This window comes from Streptomyces sp. NBC_00234 (assembly GCF_036195325.1).
GTDB lineage: Bacteria > Actinomycetota > Actinomycetes > Streptomycetales > Streptomycetaceae > Streptomyces.
Genome location: NZ_CP108101.1, coordinates 1,267,046 through 1,285,890, shown reverse-complemented (window position 1 = coordinate 1,285,890; position 18,845 = coordinate 1,267,046). Strand labels below are relative to the sequence as shown.

Annotated in this window: 16 protein-coding genes; 10 read left to right on the top strand and 6 right to left on the bottom strand. The window is 72.4% G+C overall.

The genetic code is table 11. The annotated features are described in order from the left end of the window. The first annotated feature begins 387 nt into the window (after positions 1-387). Entirely contained in the window at positions 388-1,155 is a 768-nt protein-coding gene (locus tag OG230_RS05420) for a polyprenol monophosphomannose synthase (RefSeq protein ID WP_328908982.1), read from the top strand. 70 nt (positions 1,156-1,225) lie between these two features. Beyond that, positions 1,226-1,819 (top strand): FxsA family membrane protein, encoded by a 594-nt coding sequence (fxsA, locus tag OG230_RS05415; protein WP_328908981.1) that lies wholly within the window; start codon positions 1,226-1,228, stop codon positions 1,817-1,819. A 163-nt stretch (positions 1,820-1,982) separates the two neighbouring features. Here fxsA and OG230_RS05410 read toward each other — a convergent pair whose 3' ends face one another. The 4 genes from OG230_RS05410 to yczE form a co-directional block, all read right to left on the bottom strand. Further along, the gene (locus OG230_RS05410) at positions 1,983-2,357 is read right to left on the bottom strand and encodes an RNA polymerase-binding protein RbpA (RefSeq protein ID WP_007262928.1); all 375 of its coding nucleotides are present in this window, start codon (positions 2,355-2,357) and stop codon (positions 1,983-1,985) included. A 274-nt stretch (positions 2,358-2,631) separates the two neighbouring features. After that, positions 2,632-3,996, bottom strand: a complete 1,365-nt coding sequence (locus OG230_RS05405; RefSeq protein ID WP_328908980.1) for an MFS transporter — start codon at positions 3,994-3,996, stop codon at positions 2,632-2,634. 45 nt (positions 3,997-4,041) lie between these two features. Next, positions 4,042-4,806, bottom strand: a complete 765-nt coding sequence (locus OG230_RS05400) for a glycerophosphodiester phosphodiesterase (protein WP_328908979.1) — start codon at positions 4,804-4,806, stop codon at positions 4,042-4,044. Beyond that, positions 4,803-5,471, bottom strand: coding sequence for a membrane protein YczE (gene yczE, locus OG230_RS05395; RefSeq protein ID WP_443051499.1), 669 nt, complete (start codon positions 5,469-5,471; stop codon positions 4,803-4,805). Before yczE ends, OG230_RS05400 begins: the two co-directional genes overlap by 4 nt. Positions 5,472-5,572: 101 nt before the next feature. Between yczE and OG230_RS05390 the strand changes: the two genes are divergently transcribed. After that, positions 5,573-7,072, top strand: a complete 1,500-nt coding sequence (locus tag OG230_RS05390; RefSeq protein ID WP_328908978.1) for an SCO1417 family MocR-like transcription factor — start codon at positions 5,573-5,575, stop codon at positions 7,070-7,072. Between the two features lie 147 nt (positions 7,073-7,219). Here OG230_RS05390 and OG230_RS05385 read toward each other — a convergent pair whose 3' ends face one another. Further along, the gene (locus OG230_RS05385) at positions 7,220-8,839 is read right to left on the bottom strand and encodes a hypothetical protein (protein WP_328908977.1); all 1,620 of its coding nucleotides are present in this window, start codon (positions 8,837-8,839) and stop codon (positions 7,220-7,222) included. 37 nt (positions 8,840-8,876) lie between these two features. Continuing rightward, complete coding sequence (locus OG230_RS05380) at positions 8,877-9,071, bottom strand: hypothetical protein (protein ID WP_185301971.1); 195 nt, start codon at positions 9,069-9,071, stop codon at positions 8,877-8,879. Between the two features lie 314 nt (positions 9,072-9,385). On the opposite strand from OG230_RS05380, the gene OG230_RS05375 reads away from it, so the two are divergent. The 7 genes from OG230_RS05375 to OG230_RS05345 all read left to right on the top strand — a co-directional run bounded on the left by OG230_RS05375 (position 9,386) and on the right by OG230_RS05345 (position 18,761). Then, a complete protein-coding gene (locus tag OG230_RS05375) occupies positions 9,386-9,778 on the top strand; it encodes an ankyrin repeat domain-containing protein (protein WP_328908976.1) in 393 nt (130 codons plus the stop codon). A gap of 265 nt (positions 9,779-10,043) precedes the next feature. Next, entirely contained in the window at positions 10,044-11,462 is a 1,419-nt protein-coding gene (locus tag OG230_RS05370; protein WP_328908975.1) for a HEAT repeat domain-containing protein, read from the top strand. A 117-nt stretch (positions 11,463-11,579) separates the two neighbouring features. Continuing rightward, a complete protein-coding gene (locus OG230_RS05365; protein WP_328908974.1) occupies positions 11,580-12,734 on the top strand; it encodes a glycosyltransferase family 4 protein in 1,155 nt (384 codons plus the stop codon). Beyond that, positions 12,731-13,906 (top strand): glycosyltransferase, encoded by a 1,176-nt coding sequence (locus tag OG230_RS05360; RefSeq protein ID WP_328908973.1) that lies wholly within the window; start codon positions 12,731-12,733, stop codon positions 13,904-13,906. The genes OG230_RS05365 and OG230_RS05360 overlap by 4 nt, the downstream gene beginning before the upstream one ends. Positions 13,907-14,067: 161 nt before the next feature. Beyond that, positions 14,068-14,787, top strand: a complete 720-nt coding sequence (locus tag OG230_RS05355) for an SGNH/GDSL hydrolase family protein (protein WP_328908972.1) — start codon at positions 14,068-14,070, stop codon at positions 14,785-14,787. Between the two features lie 111 nt (positions 14,788-14,898). Further along, on the top strand, positions 14,899-15,132 hold the full coding sequence (locus OG230_RS05350) for a hypothetical protein (protein ID WP_443051498.1): 234 nt from the start codon (positions 14,899-14,901) through the stop codon (positions 15,130-15,132). Further along, positions 15,129-18,761: a hydantoinase B/oxoprolinase family protein gene (locus OG230_RS05345; protein WP_328908971.1), complete on the top strand. Its 3,633-nt coding sequence runs from the start codon at positions 15,129-15,131 to the stop codon at positions 18,759-18,761. The genes OG230_RS05350 and OG230_RS05345 overlap by 4 nt, the downstream gene beginning before the upstream one ends. Positions 18,762-18,845 lie beyond the last annotated feature (84 nt).

Sequence of the window (18,845 nt, the reverse complement as noted above, 5' to 3'; positions counted from 1 at the left end):
TCGGCCGAGTCCACCACAGGACGTCCGACCGGTTAAACGTCCACGCAGTCGTCGAACGCCGCTGGGTCATGGGGCGGTGTGCCGCACCGGCGCACCACCCCTGACAGCCAGGTTCAGCGCCCGCGCCTCGGGGGCGAGGGAAGGTTTCAGCCGGACGGAGGGTGCGACCCGGGTGGGGCCCGGACGTTCAGTAGACAACGGCTTTCGGTCGACCCGCAGCCAGCGGGTCCCAGGTCGGCCCGAAGGACGCCGGGCCCCGATCCGCAGTTCTGTCCGTAGTTCCGTGCTTCTGTCCGTCCACGGTCGCGACCGCCGCGACCGCGTCGGCGACCCGTGCCGGGGCGCTGGATATGGTGGACACCTGCGTACGGACTTTAAGGGGCAGTTGTGAACGACGGCGGTCAGCGGCAGTACGGCCCGCTCGGCAGAGTCCTGGTGATCATTCCGACCTACAACGAGGCCGAGAACATCGAGCTGATCGTTGGCCGGGTGCGCGCCGCCGTTCCGGATGCCGACATCCTGGTCGCCGACGACAACAGTCCCGACGGCACCGGCAAGGTCGCCGACGAGCTCGCGGCGGGGGACGACCACGTCCACGTCCTGCACCGCAAGGGCAAGGAGGGCCTCGGCGCCGCCTATCTGGCGGGCTTCCGCTGGGGCACCGAGCACGGCTACGGAGTCCTCGTCGAGATGGACGCCGACGGCTCGCACCAGCCCGAGGAGCTGCCCCGGCTGCTCACCGCGCTGAAGGGCGCCGACCTGGTCCTCGGCTCGCGCTGGGTGCCCGGCGGCCGGGTCGTCAACTGGCCCAAGCACCGCGAGGTGATCTCCCGCGGCGGAAGCCTGTACTCCCGGATGCTGCTCGGACTGTCGGTCCGGGACGTCACCGGCGGCTACCGCGCCTTCCGTACGGAGACCCTGGCCGGTCTGGGACTCGACGAGGTCGCCTCGCAGGGCTACTGCTTCCAGGTCGACCTGGCCAGACGCTCCGTCGAGGCGGGCTATCACGTCGTCGAGGTCCCCATCACCTTCATGGAGCGCGAGATCGGCGACTCCAAGATGAGCCGCGACATCCTCGTCGAGGCGCTGTGGCGGGTCACCGGCTGGGGCATCACCAGCCGGGCGAACAAGGTCCTGGGCCGCAAGTCCGGCTGACCCCGCGCCGTCCCGGCGCCATGATCACCCTCTTACGCCGTTTGCACGCCCGTACGGGCACACTGGGTTCATGACGACCGGCACACCGCCCCCGAAACGTCCACGGCGCTCACGCGCCCGCACGCTGCTGCCCCTGGGCCTCGCCGCCTGGGTGGTGCTGGAGATCTGGCTGCTGACCGTGGTCGCGGAGGCTACCAGCGGCTTCGTCGTGCTGCTGCTCCTGGTGGCCGGTGCCGTGCTCGGGGCCGCGGTGATGAAGCGGGCCGGACGACGGGCCTTCCGCAACCTCTCCGAGACGTTCCAGCAGATGCCGGGCGGACCGGGCGGTGCCTCCGCCGTCCCGCCCCCTCCCGCCGCCGGCCGCAAGGGCAACGGCTTCCTGATGCTCGGCGGCGTGCTGCTGATGATCCCCGGCCTGGTCTCGGACGTCGCCGGCCTGCTCCTGCTGGTGCCGCCGGTCCGCACCGCGCTCGGGCGATTCACGGAACGGTCCCTGGAGCGCCGGATGAGGGCCGCTTCACCCGGCAGCCTCTCGGACGCCTTCCAGCAGGCCCGGATGCACCGCCCGGACGGAAAGGTCGTCCAGGGAGAGGTCATCCGCGAGGACGGCACCCAGGCGGGTCCCCGCCCCGACGAGGGCCCCCGGCCGCCCCTGACTCCCTGACGTTCCGCGTGACTCCCTGATTCCACCTGTGACCGATGCCCGCGGGTTCGTGCCCGCGGGCATCGGCCATGTGGCTCCGGGAGCGGGGCACAAAAAGCCGCGGGCCGGGACACATGTTCTGTGTCCCGGCCCGCGGCTCTTGTATCTGTGCGGCTGTACGCGGTCAGGCAGACTTCCTGCTGTCCCGCGGGTGCACGGCAATGTTCATGGCTCCGGAGCGCAGAACCGCCAGCCTCTCGGCCAGCACCTCCTCAAGCTCCTCGCGGGTGCGCCGCTCCATGAGCATGTCCCAGTGCGTACGCGCAGGCTTGCCCTTCTTCTCCTCGGGGCCATCCCCGTCCACCAGGAGTGCCATGGCGCCGCACGCCTTGCACTCCCACTCCGGCGGAATTTCCGCCTCTACCGAGAACGGCATCTCAAATCGATGTCCGTTCTGGCATGCGTACTCCACCGCCTGGCGCGGGGCCAGATCGATGCCGCGGTCCGTCTCGTAGCTGGTAACCACGAGTCGCGTGCCGCGGAGAGCTCGCTCACTCATGAATCGTGCCTCCCGGGCTTGTCGCCCACAGGACAGGTGTCGCTGTCGTCGTCATCCGGTCAACGTCCGGTCGGCGGTAAAGATTCCCGTTGCCGGTCTGCGTCGCCCGTCGTGCCGCTGCTTGTTCTGGGTTTCCAGGGTTTTAGGTACCCACCAATGCCCGGTTTGTCACATCTGGCAGAAGTTGTCACCCAACGGTTTGGCTTCTTCCGCTCGCAGTAACGGTCCTCCGGGCAGGCCAAAGGCGTACACTACCGGCCTTTCACTTCAACGTCTAAATCCGTGCCGGAACGGGGTTGCCCGCCGCCGCCGCGGCGGCCCGCACCGGCACCCGTGCCAGCAGTACGGTACCGAGCGCGAAGAAGACCACCAACGAGATCAGCGCATCCCGATAACTGCCGGTCAGCTGGTAGGCGAGGCCGAACACCAAGGGCCCCAGCCAGCTCAGTCCGCGGTCGCTCATCTCGTACGCGGAGAAGTACTCCGCCTCCTTGCCGCGGGGCACCAGATGGGAGAACAGCGAGCGCGACAGGGCCTGGCTGCCGCCCAGCACCAGCCCGATCGCCGCCGCCAGGGAGTAGAAGAAGAGCGGTTCACCCGCCGGAAGCACGTACGCGGCGAGAAGGATCAGCGTCCAGACGACCAGCGAGGCGAGGATCGTGCGCTTCGCGCCGTACACCCGGGCGAGCCGGCCCATCCCCAGGGCGCCCGCCACCGCGAGGACCTGAACCAGCAGTACCGCCGTGATCAGCGTCGTCTGGTCGAGGCCGAGCTCCTCGGAGCCGTACAGCGAAGCCTGCGAGATCACCGTCTGGATCCCGTCGTTGTAGACGAGGTAGGCGAGCAGGAACGACAGGGTCAGCGGATGCCGTCGCATGTCGCGGAGGGTCGCCAGGAGCTGCTTCCAGCCTGATCCGACCGCGCCCGCACCACCGGGCCGCACGCTCCGGTCGCGCAGCCGCCGCAGCGGTACGACGGTGAAGGCGCCCCACCAGACGCCCGCGGAGGCGAGACAGATCCGTACGGCCTCCGACTCGGAGAGCCCGAAGGAGTCGTGGCCGGTGTAGAGGACCAGATTCAGTACGAGGACGAGCGCGCCGGAGGTGTACCCGAAGGCCCAGCCCCGGGAGGAGACCGCGTCCCGTTCGTCCGGCTCCGCGATCTGCGGGAGGTAGGAGTTGTACAGCACCATCGACACGGAGATCGAGGCGTTGGCCACGATCAGGAGGAACGCGCCGAGCAGATAGCGGTGTCCGTCCAGGAAGAACATCCCGGTCGTGGCCGCCGCACCCGTGTAAGCCGCCGCCGCCAGCAGGGGCTTCTTGCGCCCCGTACGGTCCGCGGCCGCGCCCGCCATCGGCATCACCAGGACGGCCACGACCATGGAGACCGAGACGGCGTACGCGAACAGCGAGCCGGCCCGCACGGGTATGCCCAGGGGGTGCACGAAGCCCTCGGCGTCGGCGGCGGCCTTGGCGACCGACGTCAGATAGGGGCCGAGGAACACGGTGAGGACGCTCGTCGAGTAGACGGAGCAGGCGAAGTCGTAGAAGTACCAGCCGCGCTGCTCGCGGCGGCGGTCGGCGGCCCCGGTGGGCCGCTCCGCCGGATCGGCCGTTCCTGCGGTACCGGTGCTCACACCGCGCCCCCTCGCTCGTCCCCGTGCGACGCGGACGAGCGGGCGTCAGGCCCAGGCCCCCCGCTCGCTCAGCACCGTGCGCAGCGTCTCGATGTGATCGGTCATGATGCCATCCACTCCGAGGTCGAGGAGCGCCGCCATCCGTTCCGGTTCGTTCACGGTCCAGACGTGCACCTGGAGCCCGCGCGCGTGCGCCGTCCGGACGAACCTGCGGTCCACCACCCGGATGCCGTTCTGACTCTCCGGGACCTGCGCGCACACGGCGCCCGCCCGGAGCGCCGCCGGGATCCCGTACGAGCGCAGCCGCAGGCCGAGGACGCCCCGGACACCGTACGAGGTCGCCAGGCGCGGACCCGCCAGACGGTGCGCCCGTGCCACCCGGGCCTCCGAGAAGGAGCCGACGCATACCCGGTCCCAGGCGCCGGTCCGGCGGACGAGGTCGACGAGGGGGAGGAGGGCGGGCTCCGCCTTGATGTCGACGTTCCACCGGGCGTGCGGGAATTCCTCCAGCAGGTCCTCGAAGAGCGGCAGGGGTTCGCGGCCCGCCACGCGTGCGCGGCTCACCTCGCTCCACGGCAGGTCCGAGATCCGTCCCCGGGCGTCCGTCACCCGGTCGAGCGTGGTGTCGTGGAAAGCCACGAGCCTGCCGTCCGAGGTGGTGTGCACATCGGTCTCGAAGTAGCGGTAGCCCGCGTCCTCGGCCCGGCGGAAGGCCTCCGCGGTGTTCTCCAGTCCGTCCGCCGCTCCGCCGCGGTGCGCGAACGGAATCGGGGAGGGATGGTCCAGGTAGGGGTGGCGTCCATGAGTCACTGCGGCAGTATCGCCTGCTCGGGTGACGGCGCGGTGGCCCCGGCGGTGACGTCGTCGGGCCCGGGGACGGCGAACACGCGCAGGAAGAACTGGGCGAGCGGGCCGATCGCCAGCGCGTACAGGACCGTGCCGGCGCCCAGGGACCCGCCGAGCAGGAATCCGGTCGCCACGACGGCCACCTCGATCGCCGTGCGGACCAGCCGGACGGAGCGCCCGGTGGCCCGGTGGAGGCCGGTCATCAGTCCGTCGCGGGGGCCGGGACCGAAGCGGGCCGTGATGTACAGCCCCGTCGCCACGCCGTTGAGCAGGATGCCGAGAACCATCGCCGGGATCTGCATGCCCAGTCCGTGGATCTCCGGTACGAGGGCGAGCGTGCCGTCCATGGCGAGGCCGACGACGAAGACGTTGGAGACGGTGCCCAGCCCGGGACGCTGCCTGAGCGGAATCCACAGCAGCAGCACGATCGCGCCGACGGCGATCGAGACGACACCGATGGAGATGCCGGTCAGTTCGGTGAGGCCCTGGTGCAGGACGCCCCACGGTTCGAGGCCGAGTTCGGCACGGACGAGGAGCGCCGAACTCGCCCCGTACAGGGTCAGGCCCGCATACAGCTGGATCAGCCGCCGGGTCATGTGGGTCCGGCGCAGGCCGGTGGAGTCGTACACGTGGTACCCCTGATGTGGTGGTAGTGGACTGCTCCGTGTCACTCTGTGGCGGGGGATTGGCTGCCAACTATGGCCAATCCGAGGAAGGTGGACTGATTTCCATGGCGCAGTGGACTTCAACGGTGGGTGCGGCACAGCTTGCCCGGCAGCTTCAGGCCCAGCACTCCCGGCCTGCCGGGCCCGGCAGCCGCAAGCAGCCCGCCTATCGTGCCCTCGCCGACGGGGTCCGGCTGCTCGTCCTCGAAGGCCGGGTCCCGGTGGCCGCGCGGCTGCCCGCCGAACGGGAACTGGCGCTCGCCCTCTCCGTCAGCCGTACGACCGTCGCCGCCGCCTACGAGGCGCTGCGGGCCGAAGGATTCCTGGAGTCCCGCCGGGGCGCCGGCAGCTGGACCGCGGTGCCCGCGGGCAACCCGCTGCCTGCCCGGGGACTGGAACCGCTGCCCCCGGAGTCGCTCGGCTCGATGATCGACCTCGGCTGCGCCTCGCTGCCCGCGCCCGAGCCCTGGCTGACCCGCGCCGTACAGGGCGCCCTGGAGGAGCTGCCTCCCTACGCGCACACCCACGGCGACTACCCGGCGGGGCTGCCGGCCCTGCGGCAGATGATCGCCGCCCGGTACACCGAGCGCGGTGTCGCGACGATGCCCGAACAGATCATGGTCACCACCGGGGCGATGGGTGCCATCGACGCGATCTGTCATCTGTTCGCCGGACGCGGCGAGCGGATCGCGGTCGAGTCGCCCTCGTACGCCAACATCCTCCAGCTGATGCGGGAGGCCGGTGCCCGGCTGGTGCCGGTCGCGATGGAGGAGGGGCTCGGCGGCTGGGACATGAACCGCTGGCGTCAGGTCCTGCGCGACTCCGCGCCCCGCCTCGCCTACGTGGTCGCCGACTTCCACAACCCGACCGGGGCACTCGCCGACGAGCAGCAGCGGCGCGATCTCGTCGACGCGGCACGCGCCGCGGGCACGGTCCTCGTCGTCGACGAGACCATGAACGAGCTCTTCCTGGACGCGGACGTCGACATGCCGCGCAGGGTCTGCGCCTTCGACCCGGCGGGCAGCACCGTCCTGACCGTGGGCTCCGCGAGCAAGGCGTTCTGGGCCGGGATGCGGATCGGCTGGGTCCGCGCGGCGCCGGACGTGATCCGCAGCCTCGTCGCGGCCCGCGCCTACGCGGACATGGGGACGCCGGTGCTGGAGCAGCTCGCCGTCAACTGGCTGATGCGCACGGGCGGCTGGGAGCAGGCGGTGGAGATCCGGCGCGCGCAGGCCCGGGAGAACAGGGACGACCTGGTGGGGGCGCTGCGCCGGGAGCTGCCGGATTGGGAGTTCGAGGTACCCCGTGGCGGACTCACCCTCTGGGTGCGTACGGGTGGGCTCTCGGGTTCGCGGCTGGCCGTGGCGGGCGAGCGGGTCGGTGTCCGTGTTCCGTCCGGTCCCCGGTTCGGGGTCGACGGGGCGTTCGAGGGCTATGTGCGGCTGCCGTTCACGGTGGGCGGCCGGGTGGCGGACGAGGCGGCGCTGCGGCTCGCCGCGGCGGCCGAGCTCGTCCGCTCGGGTGCGAGCTCGGGGGCCGAGGCTCCGAGGACGTTCGTGGCCTGACGGCCGGGAGCCTGTCCGACGGCCGGGAGCGGCCTGCGCGGGAACGGCGCGGTCGGGAACGTCCTGCGCGGGAACGGCGGTGGGCGGGTGGCGGACTCCGTGTCCGCCACCCGCCCACCGCCGTTCGTCATCGTCTGCCGGCGGTCCTCACCCCTCGGCGATCGCCGGAGCGCCGATCAGCGGGTCCCTGGGGACGGGCTCCGCGACGGCCGCCTCGACGGCCACGGCTACGGAAGCCGTCACGGCCTCCGCGGAAGCGGCGGACTGCCGGTCGGGCAGCAGGTCCAGCACGGCCTGCCGATGGGCCTCGCTGGTGGCGTCGTCGTACGGGTCCGGGGTGGCCGGTACCTGGAGCCGCAGGACGGGACCCGTGCCCAGGCGCGCGTACCCCCGGCCCGGCGGTACGTCCGGGGTCGGGGTGGTGTGCGGCTCCGCGCCGAGCACCGCCTCGATCTGCTCGCGCGAGGCCGGGCCGAGGACGGCCCTGGCGCGCGTGTGGGTCCGTACGGTCTCGGTCAGGGTCTCGATGCTGTCGAACTGGTCCGCCATGACCACGGTGACCCCGGCCGCCCTGCCGTGCCGGAGCGGCACCTGAAGGAGTTCCTGGGGGTCGGGCCTGCCGTCGGCGGCGGCCAGGTGGCCCAGGACGCTCGGCCGGTCCAGCAGGATCCAGAGCGGACGCTTGGTGTCGTCGGGGGCGGGGTGCCCGGCCTGGCGCGCCCGGTTGGCGGCGATCAGCCGCCGCTCGGTCTCGTGGGCCGCCCATTCGAGGGTCGCCAGCGCCCCGGCGAGTCCGCACTCCACGGCCAGCACTCCGCTGCGCCCGGTCAGGCAGCCGTACTCTCCGGTTCCGCTGCCTTCGACGACGATGATGTCGCCGTGCTGGAGAGCCTGGAGCGCGATGGAGCGCATCAGGCTGGTGGTGCCGCTGCCGGGCTGTCCGAAGACGAGCAGATGGGGTTCCGTCGAGCGGGCCCCGGTCCGCCAGATCACCGGCGGCGCGTCACGCGTGGCGTCGCCGTCCTGCACGGGCACGGTGCGCTGGACGGCGTCGGCGTCGGTGAATCCGAGCACGGTCTCGCCGGGTGCGGTCACGAAGCGCTGGGCGGCGATCGTGACGGGCAGCGCGTCGAGCACGGTCATGACGAGGTGGTTGCTCTCCTCGTCCCAGGCGAAGTGGTATTCGCGGCCACGGCCGGACTTGGCCCGGAGCAGTTGCTCGATCCGGGCGCGGGAGGCCGGCTCGCTGTCGGTGAAGTACGCGGGGTAGTTCACCTGGAGGCGGGTGAGACGCCCGTCGGCGTCGAAGGTGTGGCTGCCGAAGCCCTTCTCCCAGTCGCCGCCGTGGGAGAACAGCGGACTGGGGTCGTCGGCTGTCGAGAAGTACGGGACGAGCGCCTCGTAGAGGGCCTGGAGCCGCCCGGTCTCCGCCTCGTCGGGGCCGGTCTTCACGGGCGTACGGTCCCGCCCCTTCCATGCGGCAGCGCTCATCACCGTGATCACGGCCAGTAGAGGCCCGTACGGGATGAGCGCCACCACGAGTACGCAGGCCGCGGCGAGGAACAGCGTGGGACCACGCCGGTCCTTGGCCGTCGCGGCCCACTTCTGCCGACCTGCTGCGGCCAGCAGCCGCAGACCACGAACGATCGTGATCAGCGGATGGAGGACGTCGGTGGCGTTGTCGGCGGCCGTGCGCGCGAACTCTCGACTGCGAGTGATCGATGCGCTGCCGCTGCTCAGAATGCGGGGGAGTGGTCGCCGGGCCACGTCGGTCTCCTGAAGGGGTGGGAACGGTCGCTGAGCGTCAGAACTTGATCCCGCCGAGCAGGCCGGCGAGGCTCGCCCCACCTGCCGTGATGCTCGGTGCGATGGCGGTGCCGGCCAGATAGAAGCCGAACAGGGCGCAGATCATGGCGTGCGATGCCTTGAGGCCGTCCTTCTTGAAGAACAGAAAGACGATGATGCCGAGCAGTACGACGCCCGAGATGGAAAGGATCATGAGTCGTTCTCCTGGTTGGGGGGACAGTCACCATGAGTCCTTCCAGGATTACGGGAAGTATCTATACGATAAAAGGTGCAATTGAGTGAAAAGCTGACATTTTCACTTGACTGGCGGACAAGGGAAGGGTCTCCGGGCGGAACGCATCGACGCTCCGTGACCGAAACGGGTCTCACCTGGTGATCTTTTGCCTCATACCGGTCGGGTCATGTCGGCGCGGGAGCAGTACCCTGTCGATTCACTCGTACGGCCCCCTGCCGTACTCCCCACCAGGTCAGCGGCAACGACAACGGTTATGGAAGGCGGTCCGTCCGATGAGCGAAACCCCCGATCCCGAGGTGGTCGAGCTGGCGACCAAGGTCTTCGACCTGGCCCGCCGCGGTGAGACCGACGCGCTCGCCGCGTACGTCGACGCGGGTGTGCCCGCGAACCTCACCAACGACCGGGGCGACTCCCTGCTGATGCTCGCCGCCTATCACGGTCACGCCGAGGCGGTCACCGCCCTCGTCGGCCGTGGCGCCGACCCGGACCGGGCCAATGACCGGGGGCAGACCCCGCTCGCCGGCGCCGTCTTCAAGGGCGAGGACGCCGTGATCGAGGCGCTGCTCGCCGCAGGGGCCGATCCGGCCTCCGGTACGCCGTCCGCGCTCGACACCGCGCGCATGTTCGGCAAGGCCGACCTGCTGGAACTCTTCGGGGCCCGCTGACGTGATCGCGCGGATGCCTGCCGGGCCGCTCTGTGGCGCACGCGCCGACCGGTCCGTCGTAAATGTGGTCGCGGTGGCGAAATGGCTGGGTCATCATGACGTCGCGGGTCCGCTCAGGACCACCGACGAGAGGCAGAGGAAGATGGTCTACACCAGGCAGAAGACGGCGGTCGGCCGATCATGTTGCTGCGCGGCCTAGTGCCCTCCCGGCACTTGGAACTGCACAGTCCCGGTTGCGTCGACAGCTTGATGTGAGGCTTTTCCCATGTTTGATCCGTTCATAGCGCCGAGCGGCACCCTGCTCGGCCTGCTGCAGAGGGGCCGCGGCGACGGCACGCTCCACGCGCTCGCCGCGCCACGCCCCGAGGCCCTGGCGGCTCTCAACCACTGCGTCCTGAGCGATCCGCGTCACGACTGGCAGGTCGAGAACCGCTCCCTCTACTACGCGCGCCTGTACCTCGATCTCGACGGCGGCATCGAAGAGATCGACCGGCACCTGTCCGACCCCGAGGACCACCTCGACACCGACGACTCACGCACGGGTCTGGCCCTCGCCGTCCTCGGACACCTCGCCTCGTACGGTCGTGAGGACGCCCTCGCCCTGCTGCGGCGCTACGCGGCGACCGGCTCGAACTGGGCCTGGGCGCTCGACGAGCTCGCCCTGCGGGACGACGACGCCGGACTGCGCTCCCTCGCCGTGCCCGTGCTTGCCCGCTTCCCCGACACTCCCGAGGGAACCGCCGACCTGGCCGCGGTCGTCCGCGACGCCTTCGAGCCCCGCCCCTGGCGGCTCTGGGCCGACGACCCGCGGGACGAGGTCGGCGCCCGGGTCAGGGCAGCCACCGAACAGGGCTCCTTCGACCGCTGGCAGCGCCAGATGCGACCCGGCGGCCCCCGCCCCGGCTGGAGCGTCCAGGCCGTGTTCGACTGGGCCCAGCAGGGACTGGAGCGGGGCAGCGTCCTCCACGTACCGGCAGCCCGCTGCCTGTCCGCCGTCGCCGGCCCCGACGACCGGCCCATGATCATCGAGGCTGCCCGCAGCGGCCCCGAAGGCGCCCGCTGCGCCTCGCTCCACTACCTCGTCGAGGCCCGGGACCCCGCCGTCCTCGACCTCATCGAAGCCGCCGCCTCCGGCCCCTCGCGGACCGTCTCCGAAGCCGCTGTCAGCGCCTTCGAGCGGATGTGCGGAGACGCGGCGGTGGACCGTGCCCGCCGGTGGGCCCACCGGCCCGACGCGCTCGGAGCATCGGCCGCCGGTGTGCTCGCCTGCCGCGGCGGGGCACAGGACGCCCCGCTGGTCCTCGGCGCCCTGCGCGAGGCCGTACGCGGCGAGGGGCCCGACGCCCAGCGGCTGTGGACCCTCGTGGACGGCACCGGCCGGCTCGGCATCGCCTGCGCCGCTCCCGTACTCCGCCACGTCTACCGCGAGACGTCCTCCTCCCACCTGCGTGGACGGGCAGCCCGTGCGCTGGCCGCCACCGACCCGTCCTTCCCCACCGGATTCGCCGTCGAATGCCTGTGGGACTGCGAGGAGACGACCCGGGAGGTCGCCGCCCTGCACGCGGAGACCGGTGACATCAGGGTCGCCGAACGTCTGCGGCGGCTGGCCGCGGACCCGGCCGAGGAGGCCGAGGTGCAGACGGCGGTGCGCAGCAGGATCGGACCCGACGCCCCCGCCGTCTGACGAGGGCGCGGGGACGGGGGCGCCGGCGGGCCACGCGGCGCAAACGCTCATGGGACGTTCCCCGGGCGGAAAGATCCAAGTCGGCCCAGCCACGTCCGGCGCGGCGACAACACGGGTATGCGTGTCGTCATCGTCACCGAATCCTTCCCGCCCGATGTCAACGGCGTGGCCCACTGCACCCTCCAGACCGCACGGCATCTCGCCGCCCGCGGTCACCGGCCGCTCGTCATAGCCCCGGCCACGCCCGGGGCGACGGCCACCGTCAGAAGCTCGGCGGGCACCGGCAGCCACGAGGACGGCGAGCCGTACCCCGTGGTGCGCGTCCCCTCCCTGCCGCTGCCCGGCTATCCGCAGGTCCGGGTGGCCCTGCCCAGCCGCCGGCTCGCGGCGGCCCTCACCGCGCACCGAGCCGAACTGGTCCACCTGGCCGGGCCGTTCGTGCTCGGGGTGCGCGGCATGGCGGTCGCCACACGGCTCGGACTGCCGACCGTGGCCGTCTACCAGACCGACCTGGCCGGCTACGCCCGTACGTATCTGGGCACCGGCGAGAACGCCGCCTGGCGCCGGATGCGCGCGGTCCACAGCGCCGCCGACCGCACCCTCGCCCCCTCCACCGCCGCCCTGCGCGACCTCACCGGTCACGGTGTACCGCGTGTGCACCTGTGGCCGCGAGGCGTCGACACCGTACGGTTCCGCCCGGACCTCCGGGACGAGGCGCTGCGCCGCGGTCTCGCCCCGGCGGGGGAGAAGCTCGTCGGGTACGTCGGACGGCTCGCCCCGGAGAAGCACGTCGAACTCCTCGCCGGGGTCTGCGCCCTGCCCGGCGTCCGGGTCGTGGTCGTCGGCGACGGACCGAGCGGGGCATCGCTGCGTACGGCCCTGCCGGGCGCCGCCTTCCTCGGCCGCCGGACCGGTGAGGACCTGGCCCGGCTCTTCGCCTCGCTGGACGTCTTCGCGCACACCGGCCCGTACGAGACCTTCTGCCAGACGGTGCAGGAGGCCATGGCCTCCGGGGTGCCCGTGGTCGCACCGGCGGCGGGAGGACCGCTCGATCTCGTCGACCACGGGCGCACCGGGCTGCTGGTTCCCCCGCACGACGCCGGAGCGGTCGCCGCCGCGGTCGGTTCGCTCCTCGCGGACCCCGCACGCGCGGCGGCGTTCGGACGGGCGGCGCGGACCACGGTCGAGGCCCGCACCTGGGCCGCCGTCGGCGACCGGCTCCTGGACCACTACGACGAGGTGCTGCGCGACCGGACGGCGGTGGCCGCGTGAACACCGCCGGCGCGCGCGGCCCCGGGGGCCTGCGGATTGTACGGCTGGCCAACTTCGTCACGCCCGCGTCCGGCGGTCTGCGTACGGCCCTGGAGGAGCTGGGCCGCGGCTACCTCGCCGCCGGACACGAGCCTGTGCTGATCGTGCCGGGTTCCTCCGCCCGCGACGAGCGGACACCGCAGGGCAGGGTGATCACGCTGCCCGGACCGGTACTGCCGGGCACCGGCGGCTACCGCGTGCTGGCGGACCGCCGCCGCCTCACCGGCCTGCTGGAAACCCTGCGCCCGGACCGGCTGGAGGTGTCCGACCGGACGACACTGCGGTGGACGGGCGAGTGGGCGCGGCGAGCCAGGACACCCGCCGTGATGGTCTCCCACGAGACGGCGGACGGGGTTCTGCGCGCCTGGGGAGTCCCCGCCGCGGCGGCGGCGCGCACGGCCGACCGCCTCAACGCGCGCAGCGCCCGCGCCTACACGCGGATCGTCTGCACCACCCAGTGGGCGGAGCGCGAGTTCGGCCGGATCGGGGCACGCAACGTGGTGCGCGCCCCGCTCGGCGTGGACCTGCGTCGCTGCCGCCCGGAGCGGCGCAGCACGGCGCTGCGCGCCCGGCACCTGCGCGGCGAGGACGTCCTGCTGCTGCTCTGCTCCCGCCTCTCGGTGGAGAAGCGGCCGGGACGGGCCCTGGACGCGCTGGCGGTGCTGCGGGGCCTCGGCGTGCGCGCCGCGCTGCTCGTCGCGGGAGACGGGCCGCTGCGGTCGGGGCTGGCCCACCGGGCCCGGACGGCGGGCCTGCCGGTCGAGTTCCTGGGACACGTGTCCGGCCGGGAGCGGGTGGCGGACCTCCAGGCCGCCGCCGACATCTGCCTGGCCCCCGGCCCCGCCGAGACGTTCGGCCTGTCGGCGCTGGAGGCGCTCGCCTGCGGCACCCCGGTGGTGGTGAGCGCCTCCTCCGCCCTGCCGGAGGTGGTCGGCGCCGCCGGACCGGCCGCCGCCGACACGGGCGAGGCATTCGCCGCGGCGGTACGCGCCCTGCTGGCCGGCCCGGAACGGGAGCGCCGCGCGGCGGCCCGCTCCCGGGCCGAACTCTTCGGCTGGGACCGCTCGGTGGCCGCCTTCCTCGCAGCCCACGAGGTGCCGGAGTTCCACGGGACCGCAGGGGCGCGGGCATGAGGGGGCGGGCCGGAACCGGAAGGGGAGTCGGAGTCGGGGTCGGGGAAGCCGGCGGAGCCGCCGGTGCGGACCGGCCGCCGGATGTCCGCAGGCCGTCCGGGGCGGCGGTGGCCGGAAGCGGTCCTACGGCGGTACGGGGCAGACGCCCCGCCGTACGGTTCGTGGCGCTCGGGGACTCGTTCACCGAGGGTGTCGGGGACCCCGTGCCGGGCGGGCGGCGGGGCTGGGCCGCCCTGCTCGCCGAGGGACTGGACGACGGGGTGCGGGGCGTGGAGTTCCGCAACCTCGCCGTCAGCGGCGCCCTGTCCGGCGATGTCCGTGACCGCCAGGCCGCGGCGGCAGCGGCCTTCCGCCCCGACGTGGCCTCCGTCGTCGTCGGCGTCAACGACACCCTGCGCCGCTCCGTCGACCTCACGGGCCTGGCGCGGAGGCTCGACGAGGTCTGCGGGCTCCTCGCCGCGGGCGGAGCCGTGATCCTGACGGCCTGCCTGCCCGACCCCGGGTCCGTACTCGGGCTTCCCGCGCCGCTCGCCCGCCCCCTGGCCAGGCGGCAGCACGCCGTCAACGCCGTCGTGCACGCGCTCTCCGCGCGCTACGACGCCGTCCATCTGCACGCCTCGGACCGGACCTGGGTCCGGGACCGTTCCCTGTGGAGCGTGGACCGCCTCCACCCCGCCGAGCGCGGACACCGCAAGGTCGCCGCCGGATTCCACCGTCTGCTCCACGAGCGCGGACTAGGCCCTCTCGTTTGGATCAGGCCGGGCTCGCGTGCCCTGGTGCGGGCATCTGCGGCGTTGTCGTCGGTCGCCGACGCTCCGCGTCGACTCCCTCCTCCGCCTTGCAGCTGCCCGCACCAGACCCCGCTCCCTGATCCGGCCTGATCCAAACGAAAGACCCTAACCCCCGGCGCCCCGCCCGGCACCGAACCCGGGCAGCCACCGCCCACCCGCGCCGACGCCGCGCTCTGGCTGGCCACCGCGGGCACCGGCTGGGTGGCCCGCCGCTCCACCGACCTGCTGCCCCAACTGCTGTGCCTGGCGGCGGCGGAGATCCGCCACGCGGCACGCGGCACCGGCGGAACGCTCGACCGCGAGGCCGAGCGGGACCTGCTGCACGCCCTGGCCGCACTGGGACCGCCCGCCCGCGACCGCGGCACCCCGGGCCCGCCCACCCCGGCTTCGCCACCTTCCCCCTCGCCCGTGTCCCGGGCCAGAATGGAGGGATGACTGGACGCTGGGAGTTCTGGATCGACCGTGGCGGCACCTTCACCGACGTGGTGGGCCGGGACCCCGAGGGCCATCTGATCAGCCACAAGCTCCTCTCCCACGACCCGGACCGTTACCAGGACGCGGCCGTCGCCGGGATCAGGCGCCTGCTCGGCCTCCAGCCCGGCGACCCCGTCCCCGCGGACCGGATCTCCGTGGTCAAGATGGGCACCACCGTCGCGACCAACGCACTCCTGGAGCGGACCGGTGAGCCGACCGTGCTCGTCGTCACGGAAGGCTTCCGGGACGCGCTGAGGATCGCGTACCAGAACCGTCCCCGCCTCTTCGACCGCCACATCGTCCTTCCCGAGGCCGTGTACGAGAGGGTGATCGAGGTTCCGGAGCGCGTCGACGCGCGGGGCACGATCGTGAAGGCCCTCGACCTCCCCGAGGTGACCGAGCGGCTGCGGGCCGCGAGGAACGACGGAATCACGAGCGCGGCGGTCGTGCTCATGCACGGCTACCGGCACCCCGCCCACGAATCCGCCGTCGCCGACGCGGCCCGCGGCCTGGGTTTCACGCAGGTCAGCTGCTCCCACGAGGTCAGCCCGCTGATCAAGCTCGTACCGCGGGGCGACACCACCGTCGTCGACGCATACCTCTCACCGATCCTGCGCCGGTACGTCGACCAGGTCGCCGGTGAACTCCGCGGCATCCGCCTGATGTTCATGCAGTCCAACGGTGGACTGCGGGAGGCCGCCCATTTCCGCGGCAAGGACGCGGTGCTCTCCGGACCCGCCGGAGGCGTCGTCGGCATGGCCCGTACGTCCGCACAGGCCGGACACGACCGGGTCATCGGCTTCGACATGGGCGGCACCTCCACCGATGTGTCGCACTACGGGGGCGAGTTCGAGCGGGAGCTCGGCACCCAGGTCGCCGGAGTGCGGATGCGCGCCCCCATGATGAGCATCCATACCGTGGCCGCCGGCGGAGGTTCCGTCCTGCACTTCGACGGCCGGCGCTACCGGGTCGGACCCGACTCCGCGGGCGCCGACCCCGGCCCCGCCTGCTACCGCCGCGGCGGACCCCTGACCGTCACCGACGCCAACGTGATGCTGGGAAGGGTCCAGCCCGCGCACTTCCCCGCGGTCTTCGGCCCCGGCGGCGACCAGCCCCTGGACACCGTGGCCGTGCACGAACGCTTCGAGGCCCTGGCCGCGGACGTGGCACGGGCCACCGGCAGCCGGCGGACCGCGGCCCAGGTCGCGGCGGGCTTCCTGGAGATCGCCGTCCTGAACATGGCCAACGCCGTCAAGAAGATCTCCGTGCAGCGCGGGCACGACATCACGCGCTATGCCCTGTCCGCGTTCGGCGGAGCGGGTGGCCAGCACGCGTGCGCGGTCGCCGACGCACTGGGCGTCGACACCGTCCTCGTACCCCCGTTCGCCGGGGTGCTCTCCGCCTACGGCATCGGTCTGGCCGACGCCACGGCGATACGCGAGCAGTCCGTCGAGGCGGAACTCGACGAGGCGGCCCTCGTCCGCCTGAAGACGCTCTGCGAGGAACTGGCCGGCCGCACCCGGGCCGACCTCCGCGCCGACGGCGTACCGGACTCCGCCGTCACCACCCGGGCGCGCGTGCTCCTGCGCTACGGCGGGACGGACGCGAGCCTCCCCGTAGACCTCGGCACGGTGTCCGCGATGAGCGAGGAGTTCCTCGCCGTGCACCGGGCGCGCTACGGCTTCACGATGGACAAACCGCTGGTCGTCGAGGCGGTCACCGTGGAGGCGACGGGAGCGGCCGGACCGCACCGCACGGCGCGTCCGGCGGACCGGGCGGACCCCGCGCGGGGCCCGCGCCCGCACGACACCGTACGGATGTTCACCGAAGGGCGGTGGCAGGACGCCCGGCTGTACCGCCGCGCGGAACTCCGTACGACGGACACCGTCACCGGCCCCGCGATCGTCGCCGAGAGCGACGCCACCACCGTCGTCGACCCGGGCTGGCAGGCGTCGGCCGCTCCCACCGGACATCTCGTGCTGACCCGGGTCCGCCCGCGCCCCGACCGGACGGCCGTCGGAACCGGAGTCGACCCGGTCATGCTGGAGGTCTTCAACAGCCTCTTCATGTCGATCGCCGAGCAGATGGGCGTACGCCTGGAGAACACCGCCCATTCCGTGAACATCAAGGAGCGGCTGGACTTCTCCTGCGCCCTCTTCGACGGCGACGGCAATCTCATCGCCAACGCCCCGCACATCCCGGTCCACCTCGGCTCGATGGGGGAGTCCATCAAGGAGGTGCTCCTGCGCAACAGGACCACGATGCGCCCCGGAGACGTGTACGCGATCAACGATCCGTACCACGGCGGCACTCACCTCCCCGATGTGACGGTGGTGACGCCCGTGTTCGACGAGCAGGCCGGGGAAGGCGGGAACGGTCCGCGCTTTCTCGTGGCATCACGCGGTCACCACGCCGAGATCGGCGGCATCACCCCCGGCTCGATGCCCGCCTTCAGCCGCACGATCCACGAAGAAGGCGTCCTGTTCGACAACTGGCTCCTCGTACGGGACGGACGGCTCCGCGAGGCCGAGACGCGCGCACTCCTGACGACCGCCGCCCACCCCTCGCGCGACCCCGACACCAACCTCGCCGATCTCCGGGCCCAGATCGCCGCCAACGAGAAGGGCATCACCGAACTGCGGCGCATGGCCGACCAGTTCGGTACCGCCGTCGTCGAGGCGTACATGCGTCACGTGCAGGACAACGCGGAGGAGTCCGTCCGCCGCATCGTCGCCGGTCTGGACGACGGCTCGTACCGCTACGAGACCGACAACGGCGCGGTCGTCGAGGTGACGCTGACCGTGGACCGGGAGGCCCGCAGCGCCGTACTCGACTTCGCCGGCACCTCGCCGCAGCAGCCGGGGAACTTCAACGCGCCAAGGTCCGTGGTCATGGCCGCCGTCCTCTACGTCTTCAGGACACTGGTGGCCGAGGACATCCCGCTCAACAGCGGCTGCCTCAAGCCCCTGGACGTACGGGTGCCCGAAGGATCGATGCTGGCACCCGTCCACCCGGCGGCGACCGTCGCGGGCAACGTGGAGACCTCCCAGGCCGTCACCGGCGCCCTCTACGCGGCCCTCGGCATCCAGGCGGAGGGCTCCGGCACGATGAACAACCTCACCTTCGGCAACGACCGCGTCCAGTACTACGAGACGGTGGCCAGCGGATCGGGGGCGGGCGACGGCTTCGACGGCACCGACGCCGTGCAGACCCATATGACCAACTCCCGGCTCACCGACCCCGAGGTCCTGGAGTGGCGCTACCCGGTGCTGCTGGAGAGCTTCGAGGTGCGTACGGACAGCGGCGGGGCCGGCCGGTGGCACGGCGGACAGGGGGTGGAACGGCGTATCCGCTTCCTCGAACCCGTCACCGTGGCGCTCCTGTCGAGCCACCGCCGCGTACCCCCGTACGGAATGGCCGGCGGCGGTCCCGGCGGTACGGGCAGTCAGCACATCGAGCGCGCCGACGGTACGACGGTGACCCCGCTGAAGGGCTGTGACACCGCCGCCCTGGACGCCGGGGACGTCCTCGTCCTGCGCACGCCGGGAGGCGGCGGCTACGGGCCCCGCACGGCGCCGGAGACCCCCTGACCCGGGGCTCCACCGCACCGGACGAGCCGTGGCCCGCGGGCCTCCGGCGGCTCCCGGTCGGTTGGTCGCTTCTGCGCCGTTTCG